Raw genomic sequence first — 12,735 nt, 5'->3', positions numbered from 1 at the left:
GGAAAGACGGATGAAATCGGCGCAGCCTTCGGTTAGAACAAAGGGTATGACGAGCCCTATCGCCCAAGAATCGCCGACGAACCTTACCGAATTTTCCGTGTCGGAGCTTTCCGGCTCGATCAAGCGCACCATGGAAAATGCGTTCGATCATGTACGGGTGCGGGGAGAAATTTCCGGTTATCGCGGTCCGCACTCTTCCGGTCATGCCTATTTCTCGCTGAAGGACGACCGCTCTCGCATCGATGCGGTCATCTGGAAGGGCACCTTCTCGCGCCTTCGGTTCCGGCCGGAAGAAGGCATGGAAGTGATCGCGACCGGCAAGATCACCACATTCCCGGGGTCGTCGAAATATCAGATCGTCATCGAAAACCTCGAGCCGGCCGGCGCCGGCGCGCTCATGGCGCTGCTTGAGGAGCGCCGCCGCAAGCTCGGTGCCGAAGGCCTGTTCGATCAGGACCGCAAGCAGGCGCTGCCTTATCTGCCGCGCGTCATCGGCGTGGTGACCTCGCCAACCGGCGCCGTCATCCGCGATATCCTGCACCGCATTTCCGATCGCTTTCCCGTCCATGTCGTCCTCTGGCCGGTCAAGGTTCAGGGCGAGGGATCGGGCGAGGAAGTCGCCGCTGCCATCCGCGGGTTCAACGCACTCGGCCCTGGCGATGCGATCCGAAGACCCGATGTCCTGATCGTCGGCCGCGGCGGCGGCAGTCTGGAAGATCTCTGGAGCTTCAACGACGAGATCGTCGTGCGCGCAGCAGCCGAAAGCCGGATACCGCTGATCTCGGCCGTGGGCCACGAGACCGACTGGACGCTCCTCGATCACGCCGCCGATGTTCGCGCACCGACGCCGACCGGCGCCGCCGAAATGGCCGTTCCCGTCAAGGCGGATCTCGATGCGCAACTCGCCAGCCTGGCCGCCCGGCTGCGGGGCTGCGCAGCGCGCCAGATGGACCACCGCAAACAGTCGCTGCGGGCGCTTGTTCGCGCTCTTCCGTCGCTCGACCAACTGCTGGCACTTCCGCGCAGACGGTTCGACGAAGCCGCGGCTGGCCTTGGTCGGGGGCTGGAGCGCACGACGGTGGTCAAGCGCCGCGCCTTCGAGCGTGTCTCCTCCGGTCTGCGCCTCGATCTCCTGACAGGCAGGCTCCAGCAACAACGCCAGGCTTTGAACGACCGGCTGCTGCGGGCCGATCGGTGCCTTGAGCGCCGAGCGTTGAGCGAACGCGGGCGTCTGTCGCGTTTCGAGGCGTCGCTGAAGTCGCTGCCGGCGCGGCTGCTTGGCCAGATCCAGCGCGAGCGTCAACATCTCGTATCGTTCGGGCGCCATGCCGATACCGCCATGTCGCACACGCTTGCGCGCAGCCGTTCGGCCATCTCGGCGCAGGATCGCGTCCTGCAGTCGCTCTCCTACAAGAACGTGCTGCAACGCGGTTTTGCGGTGATCCGCGATGAGGATAATCACCCGCTGACACGGGCCGCGGGCATAGGCGAGGGAAGGGCGATTTCCGTGGAATTCGCCGACGGCCGTATCTCAGCCGTCACGGGCGGCGAGGCACCTGGTGACGATCCGTCGTCCTCCACACGGCCACCTCAGCCGAAAAAGAAGCTGCCGAAGCCGGAAGCAGGCGACCAGCCTGCCAAGCAGGGAACGCTGTTCTAACCCTTGGGCGACAGCGCCATTCAAATACCCGCCAAGACTTCCTATCTTCTCATGAAGAGACCTTAGCGGAACACGGCGTTGCAAGCTGCGTTTCCTCGGCAGTTGCAAACGGAGACCATGGCCATGAAAAAAGCATTCGCGACCTCGTTGCTGATCCTCTCGGCGGCAGCTCTCGGCACGCCGGCACTTGCCGGCCAGACGAGGGCATCCGAGATCATCTTCGGCAAGGCCTATGACGACAACGTCATCGCCATCCAGTCCGGTTCGCTGACCAGCCGCAAGGATGGATATTCCGAGTGGTCGGGTTCAGGCAACGAGCTGATCATGCGAAGGGCGCAGGCGGAAGTCAGCGCCGACGGCAGCCTGATGCGCTCGCTCGAAGCCCGCGGCATTGCCATCCACAACGTCCTGTCGGTGGAAACCGCTGCCAATGGCGGCAAGGTCGTCTACTACCGCTAGTGATGACAAAGGCCCGGTCCAGCCGGGCCTCGCCGTTCGTGAGTCAGGCCCATTCGCCGGCGCGCATGACAGGCACCTTGGAGCCATCGGCCCTGATACCGTCGATATCCACCTTGTCGGATCCGATCATCCAGTCGATGTGAATGAGGCTCGAATTGCCGCCCTGGGTCCTGATCTGCTCCGGCGTCAGCGAAGCGCCGTCGAGGAAGCATTTCGAATAGCACTGGCCGAGCGCGATATGGCAGGACGCGTTTTCGTCAAACAGCGTGTTGTAGAACAGGATGCCGCTTGCCGAAATCGGCGAGGAATGCGGCACCAGGGCCACTTCGCCCAGCCGGCGTGCACCCGCATCCGTATCGAGAACCCGGCTCAGCACTTCCGCGCCCTTGGCGGCACTTGCCTCGACGATCCGGCCGCCTTCGAACTTCACTCTGATGTCATCGATCAACGTGCCCTGATGCGACAGCGGCTTGGTGCTGGAAACATAGCCTTCCACCTTCAGAGCATGGGGCGTGGTGAACACTTCTTCGGTCGGGATATTCGGATTGCAGGTGATGCCGTTTTTCGCGACGGACGCACCGCCATGCCATTCATGGCCATCAGCCAGTCCGACCGTGAGGTCGGTGCCCGGACCGGTGAAATGAAGCGCCGAAAAACGCTCGCCGTTCAGCCATGTGGAGCGCTTCTTGAGGTTTGCATTGTGCGAGGCCCAGGCAGCGACCGGGTCGTCGAGATCGACGCGAGAGGCGGCAAAGATCGCGTCGGCCAGCTTGCGCACCGCCACCTCTTCCGGCACGTCCGGAAACACCTGCCGTGCCCAAGCCGGGTTGGGATAGGAAATGATGTTCCAGTTGATGTCGAAATTGGCGATCTTTTCGAGCGCTGGCTTGTAGGCCATCGAATTGGCCTTGTTGGCCCGCGCCACCTTGGTGGGATCCTGTTCGGAGAGCATCATCGGGTTGTCACCGGAGATCGCCAGCCGCGCGGCACCATTGGCGTAAGCCTTCGCCATGCCCTCGTAGAGCCAGTCCGATGCCTTGTCGAAACTCGCATCGGGCGCAAATTCGTAGCGCGCAAGCGTCGTCTCTTCGTCGGAATAGAACGTGGTGACCAGGCCGGCACCGGCCTTGTAGGCGTGGCGGGTCAGGAACCGCACCAGCGGCAAGGCCGCAATCGGCGCCGTGATGACGAGATCCTGGTTCTTCGCGAGCCCAAGGCCAACCTTGACCGCCACTTCGGCAAGCTTTTCAAGTTTCTGCGGATCGATGGCGGTCTGGAAATTCGGCACGATTGTCATAATGGCCTCTGTTCTTGGAATATCTGCTGACACGACTTAGGGTAACTGAGGTGAATTTGAAGTCGATCGGTCACGATCATAGTCCCCTTGCTTCACGCAACAAGGGCCGCCGCTATCGCTTTCAATGCCGATTGTGCGTCTTTTGGGGCAAGGCGAACCTGAAGTCCTCGCTGGCCACCATTGATGAAAACATGGACCTCTTCGAGAGCCGTCGCTTCGATGGCCGTCGGGACGAGCTTCCTCTGTCCGAACGGGCTGATGCCGCCGACACGATAACCGGTTATCCGTTCCGCGTCGGCCGGTTTCATCATGGCCGCAGACTTGCCACCGAAGGCCGCAGCAAGCCTCTTCATCGAGACTTCTCTATCCGACGGGATGACAACGCAGACCGCCTTGCCGTCCACCTCCGCCATCAACGTCTTCAGGACCCGGCAAGGCTCTTCGCCGATCGCCTCGGCTGCCTGAAGGCCGATGCGTTCGGCGTTTGGATCATAGTCGTAGGTGACCGTCGTGAAGCTCACGTCAGCCTTCTCGAGGACTTCGGTTGCGCGGGTCGCCTTGGACATGAAATTCAGGTCTCGGTGAATGTCGCGGCGTAGGTTTCCGGTTTGAAGCCGACAACCAGCTCGCCATCCGCTTCCAGTATCGGCCGCTTGATCATCGATGGCTGAGCCGTCATCAGCGCAATCGCCTTTTCCCGGTCGAGATCCAGCTTGTCGGTCTCGGGCAGCTTCCTGAACGTGGTGCCTGCGCGGTTCAGCACCTGTTCCCACCCGGCGCGCGCCGTCCAGTCGGCAAGATGATCGTGATCGATACCGAGCGCCTTGTAGTCGTGGAAGGTGTAGGCAACGCCCTTCTCATCCAGCCAGGCGCGGGCCTTTTTCATCGTGTCGCAATTCTTGATGCCATAGATGGTGATCGCCATGAAAACCTCTTCAGTTGATGACGATCGATAGCAACGACACCTCGGTTTAGGCAAGGCATGGATGCCGTGAGGTTCGTGCCATGTGATTGGCGCATGCCTCCTCTGTGAGCTTGTCGATTGTATAGGCACAATGTGCAGCCTATTTTAGGAACATCACAAGGAGAGATCAAATGTCTGCATCTATCAAGAACCGCGTTGGCGCATTCGGTCGTGCATTTGCACTGTTCGGCGCTGCCGTCTCCGCATCCGCTGCTGTCGAGAACAACCGTCGTCCGCACGCCCGTGACCTCGAGATCCTCGGCATCGATCCTCAGGCTTTCCGCAAGGTTCGCTAATCATACTTCCAAAGACCGCCCGGCGGGAAAGCTCCTGCCGGACATGTGTGGCGGTATCCTTCGCCACACGATAAGCACTGATGATATGACCCGGCGGAGCCCTTTAGCCAGAGCAGGTCACCATCCCGCTTAATGCATGGCTTGTTTCGCAAGCCGAAAGGCGATCAAGCCAAAAACTTCCCCGCAGAAATAATTGTAGTAGGCCAGGCCTGCACACACTGCCTGATCGCATAGCCGTAGCTGGCGTCGCGCCAACTCAGCTCATCAGCATCTTGTAGGCGCAATAGACGGCGATCAGCACGACGGCGCCTATCAGCGCCAGCTTCCCGAGCCGCTTCTCGATGAAATGCCGGATGCTCTCGCCATGGCGACGCAGGAGCCATGCCAGAAGAAAGAAGCGGGCACCGCGGGTCACCACGGCCGCTGCGATGAACAGCCAAATATTGACATGCACGGCACCGGACAGGATCGTGACCACCTTGATCGGCGGCAGATGCGCAAAGCCTGAGGTGACCAGCATCAGCAGGATCGTCTCATAGGTGATGCCGGATTTCAGCTCGTTGAACGTATCGAGCTTGCCCCAGAATTCGAGAATCGGCACGGCGATCGCATCGAACGCGAAATACCCGATCCACCAGCCGGCAATGCCACCCAGCACCGAAAATGTCGTGGCGATCAGGGCGTAGCGCCAGGCGCGCTCGGGCCTTGCAAGCGCCATGGGCAGAAACAGCACATCCGCCGGCACCAGAAAGACCGAGCTTTCCACGAAAGCGATGACTGCAAGCCACACGCTTGCGGACTTGCGGGCGCTGAGCGCCATCGTCCAGTCATAGAGGCTGCGGAGCATAGGGATATCCGGGAAGGGATTGGGAGGTGACAGGCCGCTGAGTGATGCGGCCGGTCACTAAAGGCCTATTCCCACTCGATCGTGCCGGGCGGCTTGCTGGTCACGTCGTAGACAACGCGGTTGATGCCGCGCACTTCGTTGATGATGCGGGTGGCCGCACGACCGAGGAAGTTCATGTCGTAGGGGTAGAAGTCGGCGGTCATGCCATCGACCGAGGTCACGGCGCGCAGTGCGCAGACGAAGTCGTAGGTGCGGTAGTCGCCCATGACGCCCACTGTCTGCACCGGCAGCAGCACGGCGAATGCCTGCCAGATCGTGTCGTAGAGACCGGCCTTGCGGATTTCGTCGAGATAGATCGCATCCGCCTTGCGCAGGATATCGAGCTTTTCGCGGGTAACCGCACCGGGGCAGCGGATGGCAAGGCCTGGACCCGGGAACGGGTGGCGGCCGATAAAGCTTTCCGGCAGGCCGAGTTCACGACCCAGCGCGCGAACTTCGTCCTTGAACAGTTCGCGCAGTGGCTCCACCAGCTGCATGTTCATGCGCTCAGGAAGGCCGCCAACATTGTGGTGGCTCTTGATGGTGACCGACGGGCCGCCGGAGAACGAAACGCTCTCGATGACGTCAGGATAGAGCGTGCCCTGGGCAAGGAAGCGCGGCGCACCCTTGCCGTCGGAGGCGATCTTGGCGGCTTCCGACTCGAAAACCTCGATGAACAGGCGGCCGATCGTCTTGCGCTTGACTTCAGGGTCGGAAACGCCGGCAAGCTGCGTCAGGAACAGGTCGGATGCATCCACGGCAACAAGCGGGATATTGTAGGCGTCGCGGAACATGCCGACGACCTGTTCGGTCTCGCCCTGGCGCATCAGGCCGTGGTCGACATAGATGCAGGTCAGCTGGTCGCCGATCGCTTCGTGGATCAGGATAGCGGCAACGGATGAATCAACGCCGCCGGACAGGCCGCAGATGACGCGCTCGGTGCCCACCTGTTCCTGGATCTTGCGGATCATCTCGGCCTTGTAGGCCGCCATGGTCCAGTCGGATTTGAGGCCGACGATCTTGTGCACGAAATTGGACAAGAGCTTGGCGCCATCAGGCGTGTGCACCACTTCCGGATGGAACATCGTCGTGTAGTAGCGACGGCTCTCGTCGGCAGCGATCGCGAACGGTGCGTTTTCGGATGTGGCGATGACTTCGAAGCCATCGGGCAACTGCGTGACGCGGTCGCCGTGGCTCATCCACACGGGATAGCGGCCGCCCTGTTCCCAGAACCCATCAAACAGCGGGCTGGATTTCTTGATCTCGACGTCCGCACGACCGAATTCCGCGGCATGGCCACCCTCGACGACGCCGCCGAGCTGGGTTGCCAGCGTCTGCTGGCCATAGCAGATGCCGAGGATTGGAACGCCGCTGTCGAACACAGCCTGCGGTGCGCGCGGGCTTCCCTCTGTCGTGACCGATGCCGGGCCGCCGGAAAAGATCACGCCCTTCGGCGCAAGCTTGTCGAAGGCGTCCGCTGCACTTTGAAACGGGTGGATCTCGCAATACACACCCGCTTCGCGCACGCGGCGCGCGATCAGCTGCGTCACCTGGCTGCCGAAATCGATGATGAGTATGCTGTCGGGATGAGCTACCAAGGGCGTTGTCTGGGTCATGGCGAGCCTTTAGAGAAAAACTGGCTTTTGTGCAACTGCTTCAGAGCGCCAAATCGCCGCTTTCAAGGGCGTTTTCAAGCCGGTCGATGGCCTCTGCAAGCTTCTCGTCGATGACATGGAGATATTCCGTCCAGTTGTCGACATGCTTCAGCTCCGCCTTGCCGTCGGAAATGCCCCGCAGACCGATCAGTGGAAGACCGAAAACCTGGCAGCATCGCAGCACGGCAAAGGTCTCCATGTCCACCATGTCGGCGGCCACGAGATCATAAGCTGATCCCGAAACGATATTGCCGCCCGTCGAAAGCGACGCTTCCGCAATGCCGGGGATGCGAAGCGGCATCGGAACGATCGCCGGGTGATCGAGAAACGGTGTGCGTCCCTTCTCGAAACCAAGCGGGGAGGCGTCCATGTCGCGATAGGCAACGGAGGATACCTGGTAGACCTCCGTCTGCTCGAGACTGCGCGATCCGGCGGACCCGAGTGAGACGACCAGATCCGGCAACCGGCTTTCCGCCTCCAGCCGTGTCAGCGCGCGCGACAAGACGGCCGCCGCCTCCACCGGGCCGACGCCGGTCATCAGCGGCTTGATACGGGTTTTGAGATGCGGACCATATTCGGCATCGACGGCCATGACGAACATGATCTGCCTGCCAGAAACTGCCTTAAGTTCGAAATTCATCCGACGATATCCTGCCTGCCGCGGATGACCATCATCGATGCGGTCATGGACGCAATGAGTTTTGCCGGCCCGTCACTGATCGCATAGCCCCGCCCGTCCGCGACGATGATCGTTGACCCCGGCTTGGTAATTTCGCCGCGAAACAGAAACCGCTCTCCACGTCCCGGCGACAACAGGTTCACCTTGAACTCGATGGTGAGGATCGAGGCGTCAGGCGCAATCGTCGTGTAGGCGGCATAGGTGCAGGCTGTGTCGAGGGCCGCGGAAATCACGCCGGCATGCAGAAAGCCATGCTGTTGGGTCAGCTTCTCGCTATAGGGCAGCTCGATCTCGATCATCGCCTGCTCGACCCGGGTGAGCTCCGCATCGAGCATTGCCATTGCGCCCTGCCGGTCAAAACTCTGGCGAATACGCTCGCGAAAATCGCCTGTTTCGAGAATGCTCATGCCTGCCCCTTTGATCGAGGCAAGGTGCCATGCCGGGCCGGCATCGGCAAGCCGCTTTGGTCTCAGCTCGTCAGTTGAGCATCACGATCGAGAGGTTGAGCATCGTCGCAAACGCGACCCACAGCGCATAGGGCACGAATAGGAGCGCGGCCGTGCGGTTTGGCCGCCAGCTCATCGCAATGAACAGCAGGATGAAGACCAGCATCGGTACGATGATGGTGAGGCCGAGAACCGGGTTCTGCATTCCGAAAAAGGCCGGAGACCAAAGCAGGTTCAACACGGCCTGAACCGCAAACACGACAAGCCTTCGAGTGTTGTTCTGGTCGTACCATGTCGAGGCAAGCGCTGCGCCGATCATGCCGTAGAGAACCGTCCAGACCGGTCCGAAGATCCAGTTCGGCGGATTGAAGAACGGCTTGTTCAGCTGTTGGTACCACTCGCCGGGAATGTTGCTGACGCCGCTGATCACGCCGACGGCGACCGACGCGATGATGAAGAGACCGAAGACGATAGGTTTGCGCATGAGCCTCCAGATAGAGCGGTTGGAGCGGCCGGAAAGATCATCCGATGCGAACGATATGCTGATCCCAGGCTATCCGGCTTCTTGTCTCGTTGAAACGCCCGTCATAGGTCGAGACCGCGGTGCCATGCGCGGCCGCTGCCACGCCCGCAGCCTCCCGCACCGTCTCTTCCTTGAGCACCTTGCCGGTCCTTGCATCCAGCGTCACCGCCGCACCGCCGACCGGCGATGTCAGGCCGACCAGCGCCTCGCGACGATTGACTGCAATCGCGCCCACATAATTGCCAAGCCGGACCGTCGTCTGTTCGGGCAGGTCGAGGAATGCGATGTCTTCGCCCTTCGAAAACCATCCGGCAAGCGGCGGCGATGCGTTGCGGGCACCCTCCCACTGGCAGGCAAACCAGATCCGGCCACTGTCGGCAATATCCAGATGCCGGGTGGAAAGCTGGGATAGCGACGGCGGCATCAGGTGTTTCTGGATCAGCGCGCCGGATCTTGCATCCAGCAGCACCAGTGATGGCTCCATGCGGTCGAGATTGAGCTTGGTGCGGCCGAAATCCGGATGCGTCTCGATACCGCCATTGGCAATGACCAGCATCGATCCGTCGTCGGAGACGGTCATGTCGTGGGTGCCAACACCATGGGCATCGAATTCGCCGATGCGGCGGAAGCCGTCGCTTCCATCGTAGACGCCGATCATGCCGCGATTGCCGTCGAAATCGTTCTCGCTCGCGTAAAGCCTGGTGCCGTCGGGCGAAAAATGCCCGTGCCCGTAGAAGTGTCGCCCCTCCGGCGCCGTGATCATGACAGGCTCTGCCCGGCGTGCTGCATCGAACACCATGGCGAACGTGCCCGGCCGTCGGGCAAAGGCAACGGTTCGACCGGTCGTAGCACTGAAGGCCATGCCATGCGCCCGCGCGGGAAGCGCCACACGGTCGATGATCTCGCCGCGCTCCGAGACGGTCGCAATGCCGAACGACCCGTCGGGTGCGCGAAAACCCGCCGCGTAAACCGCGTCCGCCCGTTCCAGCGCCATCAGCGAGCCCGGGTTAAGGGCCGCGGTAAAGGCGATGCCGGCGGCCTTCAGGAAGCCGCGTCGATCGATCGTTTCGCCGCGCCAGGTCATGGCCTAGTCGCCGTCTGCAAACGAGAAGCCGGAGGAAAGCCCGATCGCGCCGCCATAACCGTCGTTCAGCTTGGCGATCACGTCCTTGCCGCCGTCGAGAAGCGATTGAAGCTTCGCCTGTTCGCTGGGGTTTTCGACCGCCACTTCGATATTGGGCATGACGGTGCGGGCCGTGGCGATCATCGACTGCAATCTGGCCTGCGTTGCCGCGACGACCGGTCGGTCCTTTTCCTGCAGCAGCTCGACCATGCCCGACGTGGCGAGCAGCTTTGACAATCCATCAAGATTGCCGTGCAGGCTGTCCCAGGTGTTTTGCGAACGCCAGAATAGCGCCTGTTTCGGAAACGTCGCCTTGCCGGCACCTTTGTAGAATGTCTCGATCCGCTGGTCGCGCACGGCCTCCGCGCCATGGACCAGAATACCGAGCAATGCGGTTATCGCCTCGCCGCCTGTGCGAAAGGCTGGATTGTCGGGTCCCGGCTGTTCCCACGTCTTGGCGATGCCATCCGGCGCGTCCCAGATACCGGCCACTTCCTTTGCGACATTGGCAACGTTCTGCGCGGCTGCGGCGGCATATCGGCAGCGAAATGCATTCTCGGCCGCCAGCAGATCGCTATCGGCATTGGTGCCGTAAAGCAGATATTCGAGTGCCCCGAGACCCTGCGTCGCAACACTTTTGGAGGCAAGCGTCGTCGGGTCCGTCGCGGTCTCGTCCTTCTTGGCAAGCACAGCCTGCACCTGCTTCAGCCCGGTGCTCTTGCGGTCGGGATAAAACAGAACCCGCTCGAACCGGTTCTGCTCGATGATCGGTCCGGTGCGGACGATCTCGATCGACCCCCAGCTGACGACGAGTTCGCGGAATGCGGTTTTGACGACATTGAGATTGGCGACCGAAGGCGCCTTGCAGAGCGCAGCACTCTTGTCGGCCATATCCTGCGCTGAGGTCTCGAAGGCATCATAGCCCGGTCGGATAAAGCCGTTGACCGCCGCAGTCATCACTTTCGTGACGGAAGCTGCCGGAAGCTCGACTGCCGGAACGCTGTCGGCATCCTGTGCCTGCGCCGCTGTGGACAGCAGCAGAGCCAGGCCGGCCGCGAAAATCATGCGCATCAAAGTGACTCCAGGAAGGTGAGAAGAGAAGCGCGATCAGTCTTGGAAAGCGATGCAAAGGCATCGCGTGCCGTCTTTGCCTCGCCGCCATGCCAGAGAATTGCCTCGGTCAGGTTTCGCGCCCGCCCGTCATGCAGGAAGAACGTGTGCCCATTGACGGTCTGCGTCAAGCCGATACCCCAGAGCGGTTGAGTGCGCCATTCCTGCCCGTTCGCCACGCCCACCTGCTGGCCATCGGCAAGGCCTTCGCCCATGTCGTGCAGCAGGAAGTCGGAATAGGGCCAGATCAGCTGGAATGCATGCGCCTTGTTTCCCGCATCGCGGCGGGTCACGAATTTCGGCATGTGGCAGGAAGCACAGCCCGTCTGATAAAACAGCTGTTTGCCCTTCAGCACGCCGGCATCCCCGATATCGCGTCGGGCCGGCACGGCCAAGTTTTCCGAGTAGAACGTGACGAGCGGCAGCACCGGATCAGGCGCTTCCACCGGACCGAGCCTCGGCTGCACACCGGTCGGCAGGGCCAGACAGTCGCTCTGCGCCTTCCTGCAGTCGCCGTGATCGAACGGATCGTCCGGCGTCGAGATACCGATGTCGCCGACGAAGGCCGATGAACTCTGGTCGCGGATGGACGCGTTCTGCGCCTTGAAGCCGAAACGGCCGATCTTCAGCTCGCCGCTCTTGTGGTCGCGCACCAGCGCGGCCTTTCCGGAAATACCGTCACCGTCCCGATCGTCGGGGTCGGCGTTATCTAGCAGGTCGGCCTCGTGGATTGCCTGGATGAGGCCCATGCCGATCATCGGCGGGGCCACGCGCGGCGAAAGTGTGACGTCGCCCTCCATCGGGCCAAACCCCAGGTCGCTCACCGAATAGCTGGGCTTGCGCAGAGTGACCACCTCGCCATCAGCAAGTGTCACCGGCAGGTCCTGATAGGCAATCTGCAGTCGGCCTTCGGCCTGAAGGCCGGGGACTGCCAGATCCTGCAACTGCTCGCCATAGACCGCATCCGGAAAGTTGAGCTTGCGATAATCGGCGATTGCCGCGCGTTCGTCGTCGGTCCGGGCCGGGCGGGCCAGCCGCAGGAACATCGATGTCGCGTCTGCGGCACCTTCTGGCGGATGCCCGCGGCCGTCCTTCAGGTGGCAGCTCTGGCAGGCCCGCGCATTGAACAGCGGCCCCAACCCGTCGGAGGCTTGGGTCGACGAGGGAGAAGACACCCAGAGCTTGGTGAACAGCGCATTGCCGAGCTTGAACTCCTGCTCTTCCTCGAACGTGATGTTGGCGGAGAAATGCGAAAAGATATTGCCGTTGACGCTGGCCTTCGTCGTCGCGCCGCCGCCGGCCATCAGCTCGAACTGCTCCGGCTTGGAGAAATCCGTCGTGGCACGCGTCACGCTCGCCACCCGCTTCTGGTCCTTCGGGTTGAGATCGGTGCGCGACGTCGGAAAAATGCTGTCGCCGCCGGTGGCGATCAGCGGGATCAGGAAGAGAGCGCCCGAGAGGAGCGGCAAAACTAGCCGAAACAAATACCCGTGGCTTCTCCTGGCACTTTTCCCGGGAGGAGGAAGGCAGCCGGAAGCGGCCTCGTCGTTCAGCGGGTGCTGGGGACAAGTCGGGGAGTGGTTATGCCCCTCCCGAGTTCGGGGAGGGGTGGAGGAGGTGACGTGTTTCATCGCAAT

At 61.7% G+C, this 12,735-nt stretch carries 14 protein-coding genes; 3 read left to right on the top strand and 11 right to left on the bottom strand.

Annotated elements, in window-relative coordinates; all coding sequences use genetic code 11:
- Positions 1-46 precede the first annotated feature (46 nt).
- Both xseA and ACQY1J_RS19415 read left to right on the top strand, forming a co-directional pair.
- A complete protein-coding gene (gene xseA, locus ACQY1J_RS19420) occupies positions 47-1,660 on the top strand; it encodes an exodeoxyribonuclease VII large subunit (RefSeq protein WP_430250608.1) in 1,614 nt (537 codons plus the stop codon).
- A 123-nt stretch (positions 1,661-1,783) separates the two neighbouring features.
- A complete protein-coding gene (locus ACQY1J_RS19415; RefSeq protein WP_430250607.1) occupies positions 1,784-2,119 on the top strand; it encodes a hypothetical protein in 336 nt (111 codons plus the stop codon).
- A gap of 43 nt (positions 2,120-2,162) precedes the next feature.
- On the opposite strand, the gene ACQY1J_RS19410 is transcribed toward ACQY1J_RS19415, so the two are convergent.
- The 3 genes from ACQY1J_RS19410 to ACQY1J_RS19400 all read right to left on the bottom strand — a co-directional run bounded on the left by ACQY1J_RS19410 (position 2,163) and on the right by ACQY1J_RS19400 (position 4,341).
- Positions 2,163-3,416, bottom strand: a complete 1,254-nt coding sequence (locus tag ACQY1J_RS19410; RefSeq protein WP_430250606.1) for an aminopeptidase — start codon at positions 3,414-3,416, stop codon at positions 2,163-2,165.
- Between the two features lie 92 nt (positions 3,417-3,508).
- The gene (gene ybaK / locus ACQY1J_RS19405; protein WP_430250605.1) at positions 3,509-3,982 is read right to left on the bottom strand and encodes a Cys-tRNA(Pro) deacylase; all 474 of its coding nucleotides are present in this window, start codon (positions 3,980-3,982) and stop codon (positions 3,509-3,511) included.
- A 5-nt stretch (positions 3,983-3,987) separates the two neighbouring features.
- Complete coding sequence (locus ACQY1J_RS19400) at positions 3,988-4,341, bottom strand: ArsC family reductase (protein ID WP_113166936.1); 354 nt, start codon at positions 4,339-4,341, stop codon at positions 3,988-3,990.
- A gap of 170 nt (positions 4,342-4,511) precedes the next feature.
- Here ACQY1J_RS19400 and ACQY1J_RS19395 point away from each other — a divergent pair, with 170 nt between their 5' ends.
- Positions 4,512-4,676, top strand: coding sequence for a hypothetical protein (locus ACQY1J_RS19395; RefSeq protein WP_092663836.1), 165 nt, complete (start codon positions 4,512-4,514; stop codon positions 4,674-4,676).
- Positions 4,677-4,932: 256 nt separating this feature from the next.
- On the opposite strand, the gene ACQY1J_RS19390 is transcribed toward ACQY1J_RS19395, so the two are convergent.
- From ACQY1J_RS19390 to ACQY1J_RS19355, 8 genes are all read right to left on the bottom strand, one after another.
- On the bottom strand, positions 4,933-5,523 hold the full coding sequence (locus ACQY1J_RS19390) for a YqaA family protein (RefSeq protein ID WP_174195475.1): 591 nt from the start codon (positions 5,521-5,523) through the stop codon (positions 4,933-4,935).
- A 65-nt stretch (positions 5,524-5,588) separates the two neighbouring features.
- Positions 5,589-7,178 carry a glutamine-hydrolyzing GMP synthase gene (guaA, locus tag ACQY1J_RS19385; RefSeq protein ID WP_430250604.1) on the bottom strand — a complete coding sequence of 530 codons (1,590 nt, stop codon included), beginning with the start codon at positions 7,176-7,178 and terminating at the stop codon, positions 5,589-5,591.
- A gap of 40 nt (positions 7,179-7,218) precedes the next feature.
- On the bottom strand, positions 7,219-7,857 hold the full coding sequence (locus ACQY1J_RS19380; RefSeq protein WP_430250603.1) for a 5'-methylthioadenosine/S-adenosylhomocysteine nucleosidase: 639 nt from the start codon (positions 7,855-7,857) through the stop codon (positions 7,219-7,221).
- Positions 7,854-8,303, bottom strand: coding sequence for a PaaI family thioesterase (locus ACQY1J_RS19375; protein WP_062454073.1), 450 nt, complete (start codon positions 8,301-8,303; stop codon positions 7,854-7,856). Before ACQY1J_RS19375 ends, ACQY1J_RS19380 begins: the two co-directional genes overlap by 4 nt.
- 70 nt (positions 8,304-8,373) lie before the next feature.
- Positions 8,374-8,826 carry a TspO/MBR family protein gene (locus ACQY1J_RS19370; RefSeq protein WP_430250602.1) on the bottom strand — a complete coding sequence of 151 codons (453 nt, stop codon included), beginning with the start codon at positions 8,824-8,826 and terminating at the stop codon, positions 8,374-8,376.
- Positions 8,827-8,863: 37 nt separating this feature from the next.
- A complete protein-coding gene (locus tag ACQY1J_RS19365) occupies positions 8,864-9,949 on the bottom strand; it encodes a DUF1513 domain-containing protein (RefSeq protein ID WP_430250601.1) in 1,086 nt (361 codons plus the stop codon).
- A gap of 3 nt (positions 9,950-9,952) precedes the next feature.
- Positions 9,953-11,059, bottom strand: a complete 1,107-nt coding sequence (locus tag ACQY1J_RS19360) for an imelysin family protein (protein ID WP_430250600.1) — start codon at positions 11,057-11,059, stop codon at positions 9,953-9,955.
- Positions 11,059-12,729, bottom strand: a complete 1,671-nt coding sequence (locus ACQY1J_RS19355) for a di-heme oxidoredictase family protein (protein ID WP_430250599.1) — start codon at positions 12,727-12,729, stop codon at positions 11,059-11,061. Before ACQY1J_RS19355 ends, ACQY1J_RS19360 begins: the two co-directional genes overlap by 1 nt.
- Positions 12,730-12,735: the final 6 nt, after the last annotated feature.

This window comes from Neorhizobium sp. DAR64860/K0K1 (assembly GCF_050500205.1).
GTDB classification, from domain to species: Bacteria; Pseudomonadota; Alphaproteobacteria; order Rhizobiales; family Rhizobiaceae; genus Neorhizobium; species Neorhizobium soli.
Note: the sequence above shows the minus strand (reverse complement) of the source record. Positions and strands in the feature narration are given on the sequence as shown.